Annotated in this window: 24 protein-coding genes; 11 read left to right on the top strand and 13 right to left on the bottom strand. The window is 42.1% G+C overall.

The annotated features are described in order from the left end of the window. Positions 1–99 precede the first annotated feature (99 nt). The gene (locus tag IM676_RS00865) at positions 100–1,689 is read right to left on the bottom strand and encodes a glucose-6-phosphate isomerase (protein ID WP_200988559.1); all 1,590 of its coding nucleotides are present in this window, start codon (positions 1,687–1,689) and stop codon (positions 100–102) included. A 226-nt stretch (positions 1,690–1,915) separates the two neighbouring features. Between IM676_RS00865 and IM676_RS00860 the strand changes: the two genes are divergently transcribed. Together IM676_RS00860 and IM676_RS00855 are read left to right on the top strand one after the other, a co-directional pair. Next, positions 1,916–3,055, top strand: coding sequence for a branched-chain amino acid ABC transporter permease (locus tag IM676_RS00860; RefSeq protein WP_200988558.1), 1,140 nt, complete (start codon positions 1,916–1,918; stop codon positions 3,053–3,055). 66 nt (positions 3,056–3,121) lie between these two features. Continuing rightward, positions 3,122–3,904 (top strand): ABC transporter ATP-binding protein, encoded by a 783-nt coding sequence (locus tag IM676_RS00855; protein WP_200988557.1) that lies wholly within the window; start codon positions 3,122–3,124, stop codon positions 3,902–3,904. A gap of 53 nt (positions 3,905–3,957) precedes the next feature. Here the strand turns inward: IM676_RS00855 and IM676_RS00850 are convergent, their stop codons facing one another. The 3 genes from IM676_RS00850 to IM676_RS00840 are packed head-to-tail and all read right to left on the bottom strand — an operon-like array spanning position 3,958 to position 6,064. Further along, complete coding sequence (locus IM676_RS00850; RefSeq protein WP_200990023.1) at positions 3,958–4,809, bottom strand: sulfite exporter TauE/SafE family protein; 852 nt, start codon at positions 4,807–4,809, stop codon at positions 3,958–3,960. Beyond that, positions 4,809–5,345: a rhodanese-like domain-containing protein gene (locus IM676_RS00845; protein WP_200988556.1), complete on the bottom strand. Its 537-nt coding sequence runs from the start codon at positions 5,343–5,345 to the stop codon at positions 4,809–4,811. Before IM676_RS00845 ends, IM676_RS00850 begins: the two co-directional genes overlap by 1 nt. Before the next feature lie 32 nt (positions 5,346–5,377). Next, on the bottom strand, positions 5,378–6,064 hold the full coding sequence (locus IM676_RS00840; RefSeq protein ID WP_200988555.1) for an MBL fold metallo-hydrolase: 687 nt from the start codon (positions 6,062–6,064) through the stop codon (positions 5,378–5,380). 150 nt (positions 6,065–6,214) lie between these two features. Here IM676_RS00840 and IM676_RS00835 point away from each other — a divergent pair, with 150 nt between their 5' ends. After that, positions 6,215–6,574: an ArsR/SmtB family transcription factor gene (locus IM676_RS00835; RefSeq protein ID WP_200988554.1), complete on the top strand. Its 360-nt coding sequence runs from the start codon at positions 6,215–6,217 to the stop codon at positions 6,572–6,574. Between the two features lie 65 nt (positions 6,575–6,639). On the opposite strand, the gene IM676_RS00830 is transcribed toward IM676_RS00835, so the two are convergent. Continuing rightward, positions 6,640–7,926 (bottom strand): glutamyl-tRNA reductase, encoded by a 1,287-nt coding sequence (locus tag IM676_RS00830; protein ID WP_200988553.1) that lies wholly within the window; start codon positions 7,924–7,926, stop codon positions 6,640–6,642. A 116-nt stretch (positions 7,927–8,042) separates the two neighbouring features. After that, on the bottom strand, positions 8,043–9,080 hold the full coding sequence (gene glpX, locus IM676_RS00825; protein ID WP_200988552.1) for a class II fructose-bisphosphatase: 1,038 nt from the start codon (positions 9,078–9,080) through the stop codon (positions 8,043–8,045). 234 nt (positions 9,081–9,314) lie between these two features. On the opposite strand from glpX, the gene grxC reads away from it, so the two are divergent. From grxC to IM676_RS00810, 3 genes are all read left to right on the top strand, one after another. After that, on the top strand, positions 9,315–9,653 hold the full coding sequence (grxC, locus tag IM676_RS00820; RefSeq protein WP_200988551.1) for a glutaredoxin 3: 339 nt from the start codon (positions 9,315–9,317) through the stop codon (positions 9,651–9,653). A gap of 32 nt (positions 9,654–9,685) precedes the next feature. Continuing rightward, positions 9,686–10,180, top strand: coding sequence for a tRNA adenosine(34) deaminase TadA (tadA, locus tag IM676_RS00815; RefSeq protein ID WP_200988550.1), 495 nt, complete (start codon positions 9,686–9,688; stop codon positions 10,178–10,180). A 99-nt stretch (positions 10,181–10,279) separates the two neighbouring features. Next, a complete protein-coding gene (locus IM676_RS00810) occupies positions 10,280–11,011 on the top strand; it encodes a lysophospholipid acyltransferase family protein (protein ID WP_225880420.1) in 732 nt (243 codons plus the stop codon). Here the strand turns inward: IM676_RS00810 and IM676_RS00805 are convergent. Continuing rightward, complete coding sequence (locus tag IM676_RS00805) at positions 10,966–13,041, bottom strand: S8 family serine peptidase (protein ID WP_200988548.1); 2,076 nt, start codon at positions 13,039–13,041, stop codon at positions 10,966–10,968. The two genes, IM676_RS00810 and IM676_RS00805, sit on opposite strands and share 46 nt — an antisense overlap. 161 nt (positions 13,042–13,202) lie before the next feature. Between IM676_RS00805 and IM676_RS00800 the strand changes: the two genes are divergently transcribed. The 3 genes from IM676_RS00800 (at position 13,203) to grxD (ending at position 14,544) form a co-directional block, all read left to right on the top strand. Continuing rightward, entirely contained in the window at positions 13,203–13,799 is a 597-nt protein-coding gene (locus IM676_RS00800; RefSeq protein WP_200988547.1) for a hypothetical protein, read from the top strand. Positions 13,800–13,913: 114 nt separating this feature from the next. Next, positions 13,914–14,171 carry a BolA family protein gene (locus IM676_RS00795; RefSeq protein ID WP_200988546.1) on the top strand — a complete coding sequence of 86 codons (258 nt, stop codon included), beginning with the start codon at positions 13,914–13,916 and terminating at the stop codon, positions 14,169–14,171. Positions 14,172–14,220: 49 nt separating this feature from the next. Next, positions 14,221–14,544 (top strand): Grx4 family monothiol glutaredoxin, encoded by a 324-nt coding sequence (gene grxD, locus IM676_RS00790; protein ID WP_200988545.1) that lies wholly within the window; start codon positions 14,221–14,223, stop codon positions 14,542–14,544. A 226-nt stretch (positions 14,545–14,770) separates the two neighbouring features. Here the strand turns inward: grxD and IM676_RS00785 are convergent, their stop codons facing one another. Next, a complete protein-coding gene (locus tag IM676_RS00785) occupies positions 14,771–15,019 on the bottom strand; it encodes a DUF6761 family protein (RefSeq protein WP_200988544.1) in 249 nt (82 codons plus the stop codon). 562 nt (positions 15,020–15,581) lie between these two features. On the opposite strand from IM676_RS00785, the gene IM676_RS00780 reads away from it, so the two are divergent. After that, on the top strand, positions 15,582–16,358 hold the full coding sequence (locus IM676_RS00780; RefSeq protein ID WP_200988543.1) for a response regulator transcription factor: 777 nt from the start codon (positions 15,582–15,584) through the stop codon (positions 16,356–16,358). Positions 16,359–16,363: 5 nt separating this feature from the next. On the opposite strand, the gene IM676_RS00775 is transcribed toward IM676_RS00780, so the two are convergent. From IM676_RS00775 to IM676_RS00755, 5 genes are all read right to left on the bottom strand, one after another. Continuing rightward, entirely contained in the window at positions 16,364–17,134 is a 771-nt protein-coding gene (locus IM676_RS00775; RefSeq protein WP_200988542.1) for an ABC transporter ATP-binding protein, read from the bottom strand. Between the two features lie 9 nt (positions 17,135–17,143). After that, positions 17,144–17,704, bottom strand: a complete 561-nt coding sequence (locus IM676_RS00770; RefSeq protein WP_200988541.1) for a hypothetical protein — start codon at positions 17,702–17,704, stop codon at positions 17,144–17,146. 25 nt (positions 17,705–17,729) lie between these two features. Beyond that, entirely contained in the window at positions 17,730–18,500 is a 771-nt protein-coding gene (hisA, locus tag IM676_RS00765) for a 1-(5-phosphoribosyl)-5-[(5-phosphoribosylamino)methylideneamino]imidazole-4-carboxamide isomerase (RefSeq protein ID WP_200988540.1), read from the bottom strand. Between the two features lie 64 nt (positions 18,501–18,564). Beyond that, on the bottom strand, positions 18,565–18,858 hold the full coding sequence (locus tag IM676_RS00760; RefSeq protein WP_200988539.1) for a DUF3593 domain-containing protein: 294 nt from the start codon (positions 18,856–18,858) through the stop codon (positions 18,565–18,567). After that, complete coding sequence (locus IM676_RS00755) at positions 18,855–19,199, bottom strand: DUF2499 domain-containing protein (RefSeq protein ID WP_200988538.1); 345 nt, start codon at positions 19,197–19,199, stop codon at positions 18,855–18,857. The genes IM676_RS00760 and IM676_RS00755 overlap by 4 nt, the downstream gene beginning before the upstream one ends. A 724-nt stretch (positions 19,200–19,923) precedes the next feature. Between IM676_RS00755 and IM676_RS00750 the strand changes: the two genes are divergently transcribed. Then, the coding region (locus IM676_RS00750) for a CARDB domain-containing protein (protein ID WP_200988537.1) at positions 19,924–20,133 on the top strand (210 nt) is incomplete at its 3' end.

The following is a 20,133-nucleotide window of genomic DNA, read 5'->3' as shown; positions in this document are numbered from 1 at the left end:
GTCAAGCATCCTAGATAGATGTGATCTAAGATGCTGAAGAATAAAAAAATTGTTGTATATACAACAATTATGTGATATGATATCAGGACTAATTTAACTTTATTTAGCAGCAGAAACCTTTAAACTAGCGGGTTTAGCTAGATCCCCTTCTAATGATACACCGCGATCATTTGCGTGTAAGTGGCGGACAATTTTGTAAATTGCCTCAACTTTCTCAGATGCGCCAGCTTTTTCGGCAATTTCTTGTAGGGAAAGGGGAGTTTTTTGATGTTGTAATAGAGCTACTACCTGGGATTGCAAGTCGAGAACAGCCGCTGCGGCTTTTTTACCAGCTTCTACCCCTGGTTGATGGTAAGCGTTGATGTTGACCAAACTGGCGTATAAACCAACAGCGCGTTCATACAGAGCAATTAACGCCCCTACGGTTTTGGGGTTGACTTGGGGAATGGTGACTGTAATGGAATCGCGCTGATTTTCATACAGCGCTTGTTGAGTTCCTAAGAGAAAACCGGACAGAAAATCTCCTGATGTAACTCCCGGTTCAATTTCTACAGATTTACCTTGACGGTCTTCTAAGACTTCAATCAAAGTAGCAAAGAAATTTGGTACACCCTCACGTAATTGCTGGACGTAGGCGTGTTGGTCTGTGGAACCTTTGTTACCATAAACGGCGATACCTTGATAAACAGTGTTACCGCTTAAGTCCTTTTCTTTACCTAAAGATTCCATTACCAACTGTTGCAAATACCGACTAAACAACAGTAAGCTGTCCTTATAAGGTAGGACAACCATATCTTTTTCGCCTTTACCATTACCGGAAAAATACCAAGACAAAGCCAATAAAGCCGCGGGGTTATTTTTCAAGTCGGGGACGCGGGTAGCGTCATCCATTTCTTTGGCTCCCTCAAGCATACCCCGAACGTCAATGCCTTGTAAGGCGGCCGGTACTAGTCCCACAGCGGACATTTCTGATGTCCGTCCTCCCACCCAATCATACATGGGAAATCTGGCTAACCAGCCTTCATTTTTGGCGACTTGATCCAAATTACTATCAACGCTAGTAATGGCCACAGCATATTGAGCAAAGTCTAAATTCTGGGCTGCATAGGCGGCTTTAACTTCAATCATCCCGTTGCGTGGTTCCGGTGTTCCTCCAGACTTAGAGATGACTACAACTAAAGTTGTAGCTAGGCTATTTTGCAAGCGAGTCAGAACGCGGTCAATACCTGCTGGGTCAGTATTGTCAATGAAGTGAATTTTCAGGGGTGGAAAGTCAGGACTGAGGGCTTCAGCCACAAATTGAGGACCTAGTGCAGAACCACCAATACCAACAGATATAATATCGGTAAACTGGCTGGCTTGGGGAGGATGAATAGCACCTGTGTGGACTTTTTCCGCAAAGGCTTCGATTTGTTCGAGGGTTTGGACAATTTCTTGGGTAAGTTCTGGTGTGGGTGCTAAATCAGGATTTCGCAACCAGTAATGTCCCACCATGCGGCCTTCGTCAGGATTGGCGATCGCACCCTTTTCTAATTCCGCCATATCCGCAAACGCTTTATCAAACTTCGGCCGCAACGAATCTACAAAAGCGTCATCAAAACCCATCCGACTGATGTCTAAGTAGAGTCCTAATCCCTTGTGGAAATATAACCAATTTTGGTATCGTTGCCAAAGTGCCTTCGCATCCATAGGGAAATCTCAAATAAAGTATTGCTTCAAAAACAAGTTTAATGTAAGGTCAGAGCCATCCGGTGCCTAGCCTTATACAGTTTTTATGGTTGGGGAGCGATTATCCCGTTAATTCCATGAATTAGTGATGCTTCCCAAGATTATTTTACCCTACCCCCTGACCATTCCCTACACATAGGAAACAGTTAGAGAGTTTAAGTGCTGAGAGTCTATTAAATAAATTAGTATGGTTGAATATCTCACTTTTTTAGCAATTTCTACCGCCATCTTCGCCTTGTTTGCTTTGGGGCTGAATCTACAGTGGGGAAATACGGGGTTAATTAACTTTGGTCATGTTGCTTTTATGACTCTGGGGGCTTATACCACAGTGTTGTTAAGCCTTCAGGGTATCCCCTTGCTAATATCAGCCATCACAGGAGCAATAGTAGCAGCTTTGTTAGGTTTAATTATTGGTTTTGCCACTCTGCGCTTACGGGAAGATTATCTGGCTATTGTCACCATTGGCGTGGGAGAATTAATTCGTTTGGTGGTGAACAATCAAGAATTACCGGTGAGAGATACCTGGGTATCTGGGGCTTTTGGTGTCCAAAGTTATCCTATACCTTTTCTGTCCACACCCCCCAATTTGTTTTTGAGACTGGTGATGATGGGATTGCTCACGGTGTTGGCGCTGGCGACTTTTTGGGGTTTGTGGCGATGGGTTCGCGCCGCCCAAAAATCTCTGTTAGCCGATGCTCGCAAAACTGACAGTAAAAAGCAAGAATTAGTTTCTCGTCTGGGAGTAGGAATTATATTCGCCCTGCTGACAACGGCAATTTATATTTCTGGCTTAATTGGCTTGTATGATGATCAACCTGCAGCCGGTTTGATGCTGTTGTCACTTTTGGTATTAGGATTTGTATTCTGGCGCTTAGAAGTTCTGGTGCAATCGCCTTGGGGAAGGGTGCTTAAAGCTATTCGTGAAGATGAAGAAGTACCCAAAGCAGTGGGTAAAAACGTGTTTGCTTATAAAGTCCAATCCCTGATGCTGGGAGGGGCGATCGCTGGTATTGCTGGGGCTTTGTTTGCTTGGCAACTGAGCGCTATTTACCCTGATAATTTTCAACCACAACTTACCTTTGATGCTTGGATTATGGTAATTTTAGGTGGTTCTGGTAATAATATTGGCACCATCTTAGGATCTGTCATTTTCTTTACTTACGATGCCATGACTAGGGAATTTTTACCGAGAATTTTTACAAATTTATCTTCTGACCAATTGGGCGCATTTCGCATCATGGTAATTGGTCTGATTTTGATGGTACTGATGATTTGGCGACCTCAAGGTATTTTAGGTAAAAAAGATGAACTCACCCTAGGTAAGTAATTGCTTCAGGATAAGCAGTTCATATTCTGCAACATTGGTTACTCAACAGTTATCAGTCAATTTTTTATGATGAATAATCAACCCCCTCTAGTTCCACTACTTGCAGCTAGCGGACTTTGTAAAAGCTTTGGTGGCGTTAAAGCAGTCCATGAGGCCAGAATTGAAGTTAATCAAGGTAGTATCACTGGCTTAATTGGCCCTAATGGTGCTGGTAAAACTACTTTATTTAACTTACTTTCTAACTTCATTCGCCCAGATAAGGGAAGAGTGATTTTTGATGGGGAACCTATTGAGCAGTTGGAATCATACCAAATCGCCCAACAGGGATTAGTTCGCACTTTTCAAGTGGCGCGGACTCTCTCGCGGTTGTCGGTATTAAATAATATGCTCTTAGCTGCACAAAAGCAAACAGGAGAAAAGTTTTGGCCAGTACAGTTACAGCCTCACATTGTAGCTCAGGAAGAAAAGCAATTCCAGGAACAGGCAATGTCACTACTAGAATCAGTAGGACTAGCACACAAAGCCCATGAATATGCTGGCGGTTTGTCCGGTGGACAGCGGAAGTTATTGGAGATGGGACGGGCCTTAATGACCAATCCTAAGTTAATTTTATTAGATGAACCTGCTGCCGGAGTCAATCCCAAACTCATAGATGATATTTGCGATCGCATTCGTACTTGGAACCGCCAAGACGGTATGACATTCTTAATTATTGAACACAATATGGATGTAATTATGTCCTTGTGCGATCGCGTTTGGGTGATGGCGGAGGGTCAAAATTTAGCTGAGGGAACCCCCACAGAAATACAAAGCAATCCCCAAGTATTAGAAGCCTATTTAGGACAGTAATATAACTGTAAATAATTAGTTATTCTGCCGGTCTTTTCTTTACCTCCATCAAATCAAATACGCAGTATTTGTTGATAATTTGGATTGTGATCAGCTGCTCTTTTGGGGCTAAACTCTTCTAGAATACTGCGGTTTTGGAATAAAATCAAAGCCGCTACTCCCAATAGAAAATAACCAAAATATTTTTGTAATTTTTTGCCATCAACATATTGAGATAGATAAGCACCCAGAACAGTGCCAATACTGGCTGCTATAATGAATGACGCGATAATATTCCAGTCTAAAGTCACTTCTCCCCAATACCCTACAAACCCAGATACAGCATTAGCAGCAATAATTACTAACGAGGTACCAATAGCCTGTTTCATTGGTATATTTCCCAATATAACTAAAGCGGGTATAATCGCAAATCCTCCCCCAACTCCCACTAATCCTGTTAATATACCCACCCCTAAGCCTTCGCTGACTAGCCACAACCAACAGTATTTACAAATGGGCTTGGTGTAAATTTCTGATATATCAGGCTGTTTCACTGTTGATTTAGCACTACGCCGAATCATTAACCCAGAAGCTAGCAACATCATGATTGCAAATAGCAGCATTTGCAAATTACCTGTAATAAATGGTAGATTGGCGATTTTAGCACCGGCAAAAGCCCCCAACATCGTAGCAGAACCAAAGATAAATGCTGTTTTTAAATTGACGTTTCCCTGTTTCCAATGGGGAATTACACCAATTAAACTTACGGTTCCTACAATTACTAAGGTCATGGCTACAGCAGATTTCGGCTCTATTTCCATGACATAAACTAAAGTTGGTAATGCTAAAACTGATCCACCACCGCCAATCAACCCTAAGCTAATACCAATCCCGGCTGCTAGGATATGTCCTAATATCCATGTAATCATTGCACACGTTGATTGTAGGGTAATTTCGCCAATAACATTCCCATAGCACAGGTATTACTGACTCCAGCAAATACTAAACCAGCACCAACAAAGCCACTCAAAATTAAAAACCAAGGTGAAACAAAAGCACCTAAAATCGTCCCTGTAAATACTAATGAGCCGGCTACAATTTGTACTTGTCTCATTAAACTAATGGGGGCGTTTTTATTAATTTTAGTGGGATAATTTAACTGTTTCCAAGCTGTAATTCCTCCTTGGAGTTGAGCAAATTCTGAGAAACCCGCAGTAATCAGTTTTTGTGCTGCTTGGTGAGAGCGTTTTCCTGATTGACAATACAGCACAATTTTAGTGTGACGGGGAAAATCTACTTTTTCTGCTTGGAATTGAGACAGCGGTAAAAGTTGAGCGCCGGGAATATGTTCGGCTGCATATTCTCCAGGTTCCCGCACGTCTATCAGTTGTACTTGTTGTTTTTCCGTCCAGTCTTTGAGGGTGGAAGCGTCAATTAATTGCAATTTAGTTTCTGAAATCATATTGTTACCTGCTGGTGTTAATCCTAAACTATTCAAGCATTACCACAAAGTTGATTTGCTGGTACTGCTTCCATGATTTTTTGGGGATTTGGTAGGTTTAAACTGGCCATGAACTCAATGAAGTTATCTCGCGTCCGTCCTTGGAAGCGTGGGTTAAACTGCTTTTCTTCACCGATGGTGGAGACGGTATGTCCCCGGTAGTCATGTCCTGGATAAACTAAGGTTTCATCGGGTAGTGTAAATAGGCGTTGGGTAATTGCATCAAATAAACTACCCGCATCACCACTTTGAAAGTCAGTCCTACCACAACCACGAATCAATAAGGAATCTCCTGTTAATAGCTTTTCACCATTAACTAAATAGGCCATATGACTATCTGTATGTCCTAACGTGGCGATCGCCTCTATGGTAATCTCATCTAATTTGAGAATTTCCCCGTGTTGAATTTGCCGATCAGCACAGCTAGCTGAAGCGTTTTCTGGTACAATTCCTAAACATCCAGTTAATTCACGTAACTTACCAGTACCTGTAATATGATCAGCATGAATATGTGTTTCTAAGCAGTAGCGCAGTGTTAAACCTAATTCTCTAATTAATTGGTAATCCCGTTCTACATTATCTATCACCGGATCTACTAGAATAGCTGCTTTGCTAGTCTCGTCGGCAATCAGATAAGTATATGTACTTGTATCATGATCAAACAGTTGGCGGAATAACATCTTAGTTTCTCCATATCAACGGACTTGCCTAACAACCAAAGATTTTACCTGTGGTTCAATATTAGTTTCTGAGATTGTCCATTGTCTTTATCAGATTATATTACCATATGGTAAGATAGTCAATAATAAATGTAAAACAACTAATTTTCTATGTCAGAGATATTTCCAGATGCCCTCAGCCAAGTTGCAGATTATTTCAAAGTCTTGTCAGAAGTGAGTCGGCTACAAGTGTTATGTTCCTTAAAGACTGGGCCTAAAAATGTTACACAAATTATTATGGAAACAGGACTAGGACAGGCTAACGTATCCAAGCATCTCAAAGTTTTAGCACAGGGTGGTATTGTCAAAAGAACACCAGAGGGAGTGAATGTAATCTATGAAATTACTGACCCTATCTTATTTCAGATATGTGATTTAGTGTGCGATCGCCTAGCGGTGCGACTCGAAGAACAAACCCAACAGATCGAAAAGCTAGGGAGTAAGGTGTGGAGTATGGGACAAAGGGGATAATTGTGTCATTGATGATCGATGATTTTTCTCCATTTGTCCTTACTCTAGCCAGGAAGGGGGATAGGTCAATTAGCTAAATTCCCTGCATCCAAATTAAACAAAATTTGCAGGGTTTGCATACAGTTGCGCCGGGCTTCAACATCCTGCTGTGCACGCAATTGTACCATAGGATCGTGTAAAATTTTATTAACGATTCCTCTTGTTAGAGCTTCGATCACTTCTTGATGTTTGTCAGCAAATTCGGCACCCAATCGGGACAAGGCTTTTTCTAATTCTTGTTCACGAATGGTTTCAATCTTATTTCTCAGACAACTGATAGTAGAAACTGTTTCTAGAGATCGCCACCAAATATCAAAAGCCAAAATCTCTTCATCCAAAAGTTTTTCAGCCTCTTCAGCCATCTGGCGACGGCTTTCATAGTTTTGTGCCACAACAGCCTTCAAATCATCCACATTAAAGGCTTGGACATGGGACAGTTGATTGACATCCGCATCCACATTCCGCGGCACAGAAATATCAAATAACATCAAAGAGCCATGAGGCTCGACAACTTTTTCTAACCTGCTTTTGTTAAGTATAGGTTCAGTAGCAGAAGTACTTGTAAATACTAAATCACTTTTGGCAATTACCGCCATCATTTCTGATAGCACATAAGTATATATAGGCTGATCGGGATAAAGATTTGCCAATTGCTGGGCGCGTTCTTGAGAGCGATTAACAATGCTAATTTGTGTAGCACCCTTAGAAATCAGGTGTTGTACCAACAAACGTGACATTTTCCCCGCACCGATAATTGCGACTCGGCAATCTGATAAATTAGTTGTCTTCATTTGTGCCAACTCCACAGCCGCGGAACTGATAGAAACCGCACCAGTACCAATACTGGTTTCACTACGCACACGCTTACCGGCTGTGAGAGCTTGCTTAAATAATCGGTTCAGAATTATTTTTATACCATTATATTGCTGTCCCAGTTTATGAGTATTTTTCACCTGAGCCAGAATTTGACCCTCTCCGAGTACCAAACTATCCAAACCAGCCGCCACTCGCATCAGATGCATCACAGCATCACCATGTAACAACATAAATAAGTGTTGACGTAGAGACTGTAGAGGTAAGCGGCTGTGTTCAGAGAGAAACTGGGTCACCTCCCTAATACCCCGCTCAGTTTCACTGGTGACAATGTATATTTCTAAACGGTTGCAAGTGCTAAGTATTGCCACCTCATCAATATGGGGATAGCTAGTCAGATTAGCGATAGCTGTTTCGGTTTGTGGTTCTGGAATACTTAGCTTTTCCCGGATTTCTACTGGGGCGGTCTTATGGCTTAACCCCACCACGATAATATTCATTATTTATCGGTAATTGCTAATGGATGATTGATTATTCGATAATTGATTATAAAGATTGGGGGATGAAGTCCCAGGGATAAAGAATATTCTTCCCCAGTCTCCACCCCCTCAAGTCTCTAACGTAGTTGCAGATTCTTTGGTTGGTCAAACATATGGATAGTATCGACAAACCTTGCTGTATTGGACTGGTTAGAAATTACCAAGCTTTGAGTCCTTGCACCACCTTTAAAGAAGCGGACACCGTCCATAAGAGTACCCGGGGTAATACCACAAGCTGCAAATAGAACAGTGTCGCCAGAGGCTAATTCCTCAGCATTATAAACCTTGTCAGGGTCATTAATACCCATTTCCTTCAACCGTGCGAGATTGCCTTCTCTGCTTTCCCCAATTAAACCTGTTTGCACAACTTCTGGGTCGTAGATCAATTGTCCTTGGAAATGCCCTCCTAAGCATCGCATAGCCGCAGCAGAGATCACTCCCTCAGGAGCTGCTCCGATACCCATTAAAGCGTGGATATTAGTACCACCAAAAGCGCAGGAGATAGCAGCAGAAACGTCACCATCACTGATCAGTCTGACTCTAGCACCAGCATTGCGAATTTCTTGAATCAGGGCTTTGTGGCGGGGACGATCCATGACCACAACCACCAATTCCTCAACTGCGCGGTTTAAACACTCAGAGAGGATTTTTAGGTTTTCAGTTGCTGACTTGTTGATGTCTACATGACCTTGGGCTGCGGCTGGTGCTGCTAGCTTCTTCATGTAAAAGTCAGGCGCAGCGAACAAACCACCTTTTTCGGCAATTGCCAAAACCGCCATTGAGCCATTTTGACCATAGGCGACTAGGTTTGTGCCTTCGCAGGGATCAACAGCAATATCAATTTCAATTAGTTCTTCAGGGTTACAGTACTTTTGAGCATCCGGTTTAGTACAGATGCCAACTTCTTCCCCAATGTACAGCATCGGAGCTTCGTCACGCTCCCCTTCACCAATCACAATGCGACCACGCATATACATTTTGTTCATGCACTCCCGCATCGCTTCCACGGCTACTTGGTCAGCAGTGTTCTTTTCGCCTTTACCTGCCCACTTTGCAGACGCGATCGCTGCTTGCTCTACTACCTCAATAATTTCTAATCCCAGTGTATTTTCCACAGATTCACCCTCTTAAGTGCTTGACTTAGCTTTTTGTTATTTGGCTATTTCAGTCTTCAAGTCTACCAAAGTGCGGATACACGTGGACGATACTATCTACCAAGACAAGTGTTAAGTTTTGCTGCTGACCTTCATAAGCATTTTTGACCACCTATTTTATAGTATATTAGTACTATATTGACCGACCATCGTTAAGTAAAAGATATACTTGTCAAAAAACTCCCCTAGAAAAATATGCTGGATTTCCTCAACCCCATTTTTGGTCGCCATCCAGAACGCGTTAAAGCAAATATTGAAATCTATACCTGGCAAACCTGTCCTTATTGCATCCGTGCCAAAATATTACTCTGGTGGAAAGGTGCAAGATTTACTGAGTATAAAATCGATGGCGACGAAGCAGCTAGAGCAAAAATGGCTGAACGTGCTCATGGACGCCGTTCAGTACCACAAATCTTCATCAATAATCAGCACATTGGTGGTTGTGATGACCTTTATCAGCTAGATAAACAAGCTCAACTAGATTCACTATTAGCCAGTGTACCAGAAATACCACGCCTAAAGCCAGGGGCTTGAAAAAGCCCTGACCTGACTAACACTAAGTCCCAATGTTAATTGAATATCCAGAATACCTCATACATCGCCAATGGATGAGTCGCGCTATAGACTTAGCACAAAACGCCGCTGATGCTGGTGAAGTCCCAGTAGGTGCTGTAATTGTTGATGCTACTGGAAATTTGATTGCTTCAGGAGAAAACAGAAAAGAACGCGACCAAGATCCCACAGCTCACGCAGAAATCATCGCCTTACGAGCAGCTGCTAAAAGTTGCAATAATTGGCGCTTAAATCAATGCACCCTGTACGTCACCCTAGAACCTTGTCCCATGTGTGCAGGTGCTATTGTCCAAGCACGTTTAGGAATGCTGATCTATGGAGTGGACGATCCTAAAACTGGCGCGGTTCGTACTGTTACCAATATCCCTGATGGCGCAGCTTCTAATCATCGTCTCAGGGTCATGGGAGGTATTTTAGAGTCAACTTGTCGTCAGCAATTACAAGCCTGGTTTGCAAATCGTCGTCAGCAAAACCATGGACAGATCTAAAACTGTCCAGTAGTCCTAAGACAATTTACCAAACAGACAGTAGGGTTTAATTAATCAACGATTCCTTGGCTGATGGGACAACCAATACTTACTATGATTATGCAAGTTTATACTAAATTTACGAGTAATACTACGGAAAATACTCTTACCTCGCGGATATCTCCTTGGTTAAGTCCTTTATTGTATCTATTAGGAGGACAGCTTCTTTTACCATTATTCTTTGGTAAAATTGACATCAGTGGACAGGAAAATATTCCCTTGAATGGCCCTGTGATCCTAGCTCCTACCCATCGCTCACGCTGGGATTCACTGCTTTTACCCTATGCTGGTGGTCGCTATGTCACAGGGCGGGATTTAAGGTTTATGGTCAGTATTGACGAATGTAAAGGACTACAGGGCTGCTTCGTCAGAACTATGGGAGGGTTTCCTGTGGATCCTCAGCGTCCAGCTATTGCTAGTCTGCGTCATGCTGTTGAATTGCTTCAAGAAGGGGAAATATTAGTTATTTATCCAGAAGGTGATATTTATCGCGATGGTCAAGTTCACCCCTTAAAACCAGGAATTGGTCGTCTCTCTTTGACTGCTGAATCTACCCAGCCGGGATTAAATATCAAAATTATACCTATTAATATTAAGTACAGTCAACTTTATCCTGGGTGGGGCACAGATGTAAAGATTGATATTGGAACTGGATTAAATGTAATTGATTACACTATGGGAAATGTCAAACAAAATGCCCAAAAACTCACAGCGGATTTAGCTTTAGCCCTACAAGCATTAAGTAATCAAGAATCAAAAATATCAGCAACTCCAATCACTAATGACCAATGATTGAGTTTTCCTACATCTTGTGGGGAATAATCGATTAACCATAAGTGCCAAATTCCTTGAGATGAAAGGGATAGTAATTGTTTGAGGGCTGGGCGGGAGCTAATTGTGTAGGTTGTGTGTAAAGTAGTGCGGCGGCCTAAGGTGCGGCTTTGTAATAACACCTGTCGATCATTGGGAGCTATTAGATAAATTTCTAAATCGCCTAAAAAATCATGGGTGATATTAACTGTTATTTGAATATCTTTAATGGGGTGGGATTCAGTAATGGCGATCGCACTTTTGACCCCATCTGGATTATCATCTGGAATAGTGACCTCACAGAAATTTTCACCCCTAATATGTAAATTCAAGGGCAATGAAGAAGTACGTATTTTTACTGCTGCTGCCACCGCCCTAGCTGCATTCACTTTGCCATAACCAAACCATTGAGAATGTCCGTTATTGTCGTAAGTACCTGCTTGAATACCTAGCTGAGGGTCAGGGTGAGAATCGACAATTTTATCAGCAGTTTCCTCTAGAATTAACTTTACCTGCTGGGCGGTCAAGTTAGGATTTGCTGACAGAACTAATGCCGCCACACCCGCGACTATCGGAGTAGCGCTGGAAGTACCGCCGAAATTATTGGTAAAATCACCAGGATCATAACCTGCTGCACCTACTTGGTCAGTAGTTAAAATTCCCCGTCCGTGAAGAGTCGTAGTAATATCGGGTTGTGTATTGACAAAACCCCGACCCTGAAATGAAAATACTGGTGGGGCGTTGTTACTAGGAGCACACACTGTAATATTGGTGCCCCAGTTACTGTAAGCAGCTTTCCTGTTCAAACTAGTAGAAGCTGCAATGGTAATTACATCAGGATGTACGGCAAATCCATTTAACCAATTTGTATTTCCTTGTAACAAATTTCTTGGCCAATTCTGTTCATACACAACCCCGTTAATGGGGCGGTTAGCATTTCCCGCTGCAAACACTACCACGCAACCTTTACCATCGCGACCTGTAGTAGCAGCACGGGTAATGGCAGCCCGTTGGCGCAAAGATAAGGGATAATATACAGCAGCAGCTCCCCAGCTACAAGAAATCACACTAGCCCCTTGATTAATCGCCCAGTCAAACATATCCTCAACGGATTGATCATCTAAGAAACCAGTACTCCGAATGGGCATCAATGCACAACCAGGAGCAACGCCCACAATTCCGTGACCATTTTCTTCGGCAATAGCTATTCCTGCGCAAGCAGTCCCATGACTGGTTTGTCCTTCGCCAGGTATAGGTAAAAAACCATTGTTTCTCAAGTCTCTAGGAGCAACAATTTTGCCCTTACCTTGAAAATCTGGATGGTTCAGGTCAAAAGAATCATCGACAATGGCGACAACTACAGAACGGACACCGCGGGTAATATCCCAAGCGCCTTCTACGGAAATATGAGAACCAGCTACCAACTGGTTACCGCCATTGTGGTGGAGATACCATTGCTGAGGATATAGGGGGTCACCAGGTCTGTAATGTAATTCAGTTTTAATCAGGATATTAGGTTCAGCAACTAATACTTCTGAGCAGGATTGTAACTGGTTAGTAATTTTCAGGGGATTTTCTGTGGCTTGTTTGCTCACCAGAAAAACAAAAGTATTAGGAATACCCAGGACTGGCTTGTGTGGAACTAAACCAAATCTAGAAGCGATCGCCTCAATTGTCGCAGAATCTACCCCAGAGCCAAATTGAATAGTAACTTGGTCATTCAGGTAAACAAAAGTTTCTGGATGATCTTTAATTGTGTAAACATGACCGGCAAAAGCTACATATTCAGCACCTCGTGCTTGGGACATAGCCAACTCTAACTGGTCAGGTGGGACTGTAAAAACTTCTAAATGTGATTGAGGAATGCTAAACTGCCAAATACCCCAGTTAACCTGAGATAATTGTTCGGAGGTAAATTTAGTTGAGGGACGGACGGTGAAGCGGTCTAAAGCCTTTTCTAAAATCAACTCTTCACCGGCGCGCTGTAAAACCATTCCTAAATTGCTTGGCATACCTGTCTAGGAAAAACCAGAGGAATTAGCTTGCTCATTCATAGGCGCTATTTTGGTTATTATACAGGAGGAATGGGAACTCTGTTACGCCGATTTTCAGTCTAAATTCAGAGCAACCTAGAAGTTTCGATGTTTGCCACACATTTGCACTACTTGATCCCATGAAATCTGCTGCTGTTCCCTCTTTAATTAGCCCCACGGCTTTATCATTGATAGCAGTTCTCAACCTACTATCACCTGTCAATGCTCAGGTACAAAAGCTACCCAGTCTCTATAGTCAAGTACAAATCGTTGAACCCAACGATGCCAACACTCTGCGTCCTACACAAGGTAACAGCATTTTGAGTATAGAGGGCGGTGAACGGCTGATGGCAGAAGCCGCCGCGGCTATTTCGGAGCAAAACTACCCCTTAGCGGCGAAAAAACTCCAGGATGCTCGTCAACTTTATAATCAATTATCTAATTTCTATCAAGAGTTAAACGCCAGCTTTACCGGTATTGATCCTCGCATTTCCGATTCCCAGCGCCAAAAAGCCCTAGAAACAGCCCAAAAGCGAGACGAAGCCACCTATCAGTTAGCCCTAGTACATCGGGCGCAAAATCAACCCCATTTAGCCGTCCCTTTGTTAATTCAGATTATTAAGAGTCAAAATCCCACACGGGATTTAGGACAGAAGGCCTATCAGCAGTTATTTGAATTAGGTTTTGTGGATGCACCCTTTCCCAGGCCAGGGGCTAACTCTTCCTCAAGTCGATAAATTCTACTCATCTTCTGGAAAGTCTCAACTGGTCAGTCTGCCTAAAACCAAAAAGCATATGTTGCCTAGCTGTATCTGTTAATAATATAAAGGTAAGTTTTTTCAGGAATTGCGATGATTAATCCGCAGCAGGTGGAGGCGATGATTAAGGCTGAACTGCCAGATGCCCAAATTCAGGTGCAAGACTTGACTGGTGGCGGTGACCACTATCAAGTAACCGTGGTTTCATCGCAGTTTGCCGATAAAGGACTGGTACAACAACACCAGTTAGTTTATGGCGCATTGCGACAAGCCATGTCTACTGAAGCAATTCATGCCTTGGCCCTAAAAACCTACACTCCCGCAGCCTGGGAAGCTGTAGCAGCTTCCTAAACTGACTATTGATATTTTGGCTATTAGCAACATAGGAAACAAAAATTCCATGACTCCAGAAACCAAAGCAAAAATCGATAATTTGATACAAGAAAACAAAATCATGGTTTTCATGAAGGGAAACAAGTTGATGCCTCAGTGTGGTTTCTCTAACAACGTTGTGCAGATTCTCAACACCTTGGCGGTTCCCTTTGAAACAGTTGACGTTCTCTCAGATCCCGAAATTCGTCAGGGTATTAAAGAATATTCCAACTGGCCGACAATTCCTCAAGTTTATATTGACGGTCAATTTGTGGGCGGTTCAGATATCTTGATTGAACTTTATCAAAACGGTGAACTGCAGCAATTGGTAGAAGTGGCACTGGCTTCTTAAGGTCATCTCTGGTAATTCCCCATTCCCGATGGGGTTGCTAACTTTATTGATCACGCCTGCAACCGCACATCCTTATGGGTGGGGATGTAACCGTGATCAATAAACGAAATGGCACGAGAATTTCATACCAATAAAAAATTGACAAACGCTAGAAATATGATATAATTAACAGCGTTGACAATTAAGCAAACTACTAGTGGCTGGTTATAAAGGATTAAATAAGCCATTAATAGTAATCAAGTTGTGCTTCTGGTTGAGTTCTGGCAAAATTAGATGGATCGTACAGGTAACGGCTAGCTTCCTCTTCTAGGCGATGAATCAGTATAGGTTCAATAGCGTTGCTTTGTCGCAGTGCGGCTAGATACCCATCCAAATACATCCGCATATCGTCCGTCCGATAACCGCGATTCCATAGCTCGACGAAGGCGTCAGTCACTCGTTGGTAATAGCGGATGGTTTGTGTGTCTTGGAGCATAACTGCTATGTTAATCTCTTTAGAATGAGAATTGTAAACGATTCACGCTCAAATGTGAAGTGTTACTTTCACCTTTTTGCCTTCACATTAAGGACGCAATATCTAGCTCAGGCTAGATCCTCCCCCCCAGAAGCTAATCCTATGGTATTCCATAAAATTTAGAAGACAATAGTTTTATAAGCTATTTTTATAATTACTGGGGGCAAGTTTCCGTATTTACTAGGATATCCATTCATATATTTTTACCATATTTAATCCAAAACCGGCGAAAACTCAGATATAGGTTAACTTCGTCTCACCCTGTTGAGAGTTTGTGGGTAAAATACACCCATCCCTAGGATGATATTCACAGAAAAACACATTTTGTTTAGACTAACAAAAATTTAAGAATAAATTAAAGAATATAACTAACTTAGCCTTGGGTAAAGCATCAGTTGAGGATTTTACTACCTTGAGGATGAGAAAATCTAAAATTAATCCTAATGTCAGTAACGAAGAATACAAAACCTTGGGCATGGGCTTGTTACTTTGAAATTCATCAACGCTAAGGGGTATTGCCGCTGTGGGTTCGGTTTGTATTGAAATCGTTGAGGGAAATCCCCATCTAAGGTCGTTGCTGGGATGGCACTTGCAACAGTTGGAATATCGTGTCCATCAAGCCGCCAGCATTTATCAAGCAAGGGAATTATTTTTAAGCCAACAGCCAACATTAGTAATTCTAGATGCTGATTTACCCGATGGTGATGGTATTGAGTTTTGTCGCTGGTTACATTGTCAGCAACAACCTTTAATTTTGATGCTATCAGCTCGTACTAATGAGGCTGATATTGTAGCAGGTTTAAAGGCCGGAGCTGATGACTATCTTAGTAAACCTTTTGGAATGCAGGAGTTTTTAGCTAGAGTAGAGGCAATAATTCGCCGCAAACGCACGCCCATTGCACCAGCTTATTTAGATTATGGCAGTTTGCAAATTGATTTGGTACAGCGTCGGGTACGTTTCCAAGGCGAGTTTATTGATTTAACGCCTCAAGAGTTTAGTTTACTATACGTTTTGGCACAGGCTGGAGGAGTAGCTTTGAGTCGTGCGGAATTATTGCGTCGTGCTTGGCCTGATGCGATTGATAATCCCCGCACTATTGATACTCATGTTTTGTCGTTACGCAAAAAAGTGGAACTTGATCCTCGACAACCTAGTTTAATTCAAACTATCCGCAATGTGGGATATAGATTTAACATGGAAAGTTTAAAATCCAATGTTCCGCAACCGCCAACTAGGTTAAGCAAGGAAAGATTCACTCACTCACGCTCTACATCTACAGTTATTAGTCAACGTTCTTAATTGGATTAAATCCATTCTTGGGTTGCTTGGGTTTCCGATTCTGTCAACTGTTTTCTTAGGTTAATCCAATTGATTTCAGATGCTGTTTGATTTGTCAATAACTGACCTTGCTCTAAGTATAATAATTGGGTGCAGAAGACCCGAGCTAAGTCAAGCTGGTTATTTACCATCAAAATTGTTGTTTGATGAGTTTGATTTAGCTGAATTAAGACTTCCATGAGATTGGCTGCTGTCCTAGCATCCAAAGCAGAGGTGGGTTCATCTAATAATAAAACTTTTGGTTGGATGACTAAAGCACGGGCGATCGCTACTAGTTGTCGCTCTCCGGTAGAGAGTTGTAATTCTGTCCTTGTTAACCATTCACTGGGAATGTGGAGTTGTTCTATCCAATGGTTAATTCTGGGTTCAATTTTTTCTTGAGACCAACCACGCAAAATTAAGGGATAAGCTAAAGCCTCTTGTACTGTCATTCCTAACAGTTTTGATTCTTGTAATCCCAGTGTGATCTCCTGGCGCAACTGTATAGTAGGAATTTGGTTATATTCCTGATTTCCTAGATAAATTTTACCTCTAGTAGGTTCACACAGGCGGTTTATCAGGCGTAATAAGGAAGTTTTACCAGCACCGGATGGACCGACAATAGCAATGCGATCGCCTGGAAACACCCCAAAGGAGATATCCTGTAGTATGGGGTATCCCTGAAGTTGGGGTTTGAGCTTGGCAAACAAGTTAACTTGTTCTAACCTGATTTGGGTGGTGTGGCTGTGATTTTCCAAGTTGAATAACTAATGACCAATGACTAAGGCTGTATTAATAGTCCAAGCATCTACCAATAACAGCAGCAGGGTGAATACTAACAAAACTACATACATCCACGGTTGCGCTAAGGTGCGAACATCTGTAGTATCAATTCCGGTTCTGGTTTCTACTGTTTTGACCAGGCGGGAAAATCCAGCTACGCGCATGGGTAATAAATAAGCTTTTCCATCCCGACTGAGAAAATAATAAACTAGTCCCCCTTGACCAGTGGAACGGGGTTTTAATTCTTTCACATCTGACCAAGATAAAATCCATCCTTTGCGAAACAAGCTAGGAACCCAGGTGGGGTAGGTAACTTGAATCCCTTGCTCATCCACAATTACTCGCTCTGTCAATACCCCATATAAACCTACAAAGCCAATGCTAATTCCTACCCACAATAATACTGGGGGTATGGGCGCGGCTGTTACCTGGGATAAAAACGGTAATGGGATGGTGAGTGCTATATATAAGCTTAATAGTGTCAGCCGAATTAACGGAGACAGACGAAAAACCGAAGTTGAGTTGTTGGCTGATGTTGTGTTCACGGATGAATTAAGGTATAATTTATGGTCAAGCAAACCTGGAATCAAAATTGGGCGGCACATCTTGAATACGCCCAGGTCCTACAGCCTTTATTGCCTCTGTGAGGTAAATATCACCAGTGTATAGGGCTTTACCCACAATTACGCCTTTTAGTCCCTGTGTTTCTAAACCCAAGAGACTCAATAAATCGCTCACAGAACTCACTCCACCAGAGGCGATGATGGGGATAGAAACTTGTTGTGCTAGTTCTCTTAAAGCTGCTAAATTGGGTCCGATGAGTGTACCATCACGGTGAATATCTGTGTAGATGATGGCTGCTGCACCCAGTTCTTGCATTTGCACAGCTAGCTGGGTGGCTAAAACTTCCGAGGTTTCTAACCAACCGCGAGTTGCTACTAGTCCGTTACGAGCATCAATACCAATGATAATCTTTTCGGGAAATTCTGTACAGAGTTCTTGTACTAGTTGGGGTTGTTCTACGGCTATGGTTCCCAGAATTGCCCACTCTACTCCTAAATTAAATACTTGTTGAACGCTAGTGCGATCGCGTAACCCTCCACCAATTTCAATGGGTACAGATACCGCTTCAGCAATGGCTGCAATAGCTTTCAAGTTAACTACCTTACCAGCTTTAGCGCCATCTAAGTCAACTAAATGTAATCTGGTTGCGCCTTGGTCAACCCACTGTTTGGCAATATCCACCGGGTTCTCGCTAAAAACTTGTGACTGGGAGTAGTCTCCCTGATAAAGCCTAACACAGCGTCCTTCTAGTAAGTCAATTGCTGGTATTACTTCCATTTATCTATGCCTATAAATTATTAATGGTATTGGCATTTTTGCCGAGTGTTATCTGCGCAGGGCGTTAATTTTTCATTTTTAATTCTCTTACCGCTTGGGCGAACCCCAACACTACCAGAATATTAGTAAGGGTTAAAAAAACTTCTGCTCCTCCATGCAACCAATCCACATTAGCCAAGGAAACCCCATAATGTAATTGCGAGTAAATTCCCGCCGGGATGGTAATGGCAACAAATACCAGGGTTCCGTAAAATCCATAAAGGGCTAAACGCGGCGTTTGGGGAGTACGACTCATAAACCACAAAAAACCCAAGTAGGGAAACAAGGAAAGAGCAAATAGGGTTTCTTTAGAGATCATGACTTTAATTCGCTAGGTTGGGTAGGGACGGTCTCAGTTTTCTCCTGTGACCTAGTAGAACGCCAAATCAATACTGCAGCTGCCCAAAGTGTAAAATTACCAATTAAGGTCATAGTAGCTTGCAGGGTCACCAGCCATTCTAAAGATCCTGCATTATCAAAGTAATGCCAGGTACAGGCACACATGGCACTCACTAAAGCTGGTAACATAGCAAGAGATAATCCCCACCATGTACGATTCCCAGTCAGTTCTCCATAAGTCCAGATTAACCAAATGGCGACCATCCACTCAATAACGCTAGAAACATGAATAATCCAGGTGGGAATAGAAAGAGCGTGCATAAGTAATTAAAAATCAATAGGGATTAAGAGTAATCGCTTAATACTCCTTCAGGTATAAAACAAAAAAGCTTCAGCGATCGCCTATTGTAATTTGACATAGTTCTCCCCATGCTGCAAACTAATTCCCCACCCCTACCCCCTGCTGAGAAGTCTCCATGGTCATGCTTAGGTAAGACTATTGATGATCATCTAAAAACCTACTCCTGTATTTTCCTGTACATATTCCATCATAGCGAATCAGTCAAAATCAGCCAATTTGAGCTTGGGGAGAGATTTTTTTACCCTTGCCTAGCTTCTTGGTAAATAAAATTAACAATAAATTGACGCTAGAATTATTCTGTTATATAAGTAACTTTAGTAGTAAAAATTTAGATAGTTGTACTTAACTTACTAAAGTTAAATTTGTTAGAAACCTATTAAGTAAAATACCGCGACTTAAATCACTATGTGTAATATAATTTAACCTATTATCTACGGTAATGATGATAGTTATTTAGGTTATAGCTATGCAGTCCGGTAAAGCTATACACAAGCTAAAACAATCGTTTTTCTCCCAGCCAAACAGGCAACGATAGTTACCACAAAATTGGTCAAAAAAGAGACATACTACAAAATCCATTGGAGTCATCTGTATTTATATTGACTGAGACGGGTAACGCTAAGGCAGTATAAGACCGATAAATGACGGTATATAAGCAATAACTATTCTAAGAAAGAGTGATTTATGACTGTAACTTTGCTTTCAGATTTACCAGATTTACCAGATTTAATCGTTACTGACATCACACCCACCCTCACCGAAGTTAGTTGGGGAGAAACCCTTAACATCTCCTGGACAGTCACCAACCAAGGTAGTGGTAACGCTACTAGTTGGTGGTACGATAATATCTACTTCTCAGTGGATGAAAACTTTGACCCCAACGAAGATACATCT

This window comes from Anabaenopsis elenkinii CCIBt3563, assembly GCF_015245355.1.
In the GTDB taxonomy this organism is placed as follows: Bacteria; Cyanobacteriota; Cyanobacteriia; order Cyanobacteriales; family Nostocaceae; genus Anabaenopsis; species Anabaenopsis elenkinii.
The sequence above is the reverse complement of the archived record's forward strand: the minus strand, read 5'-3'. Positions and strand labels throughout refer to the sequence as shown.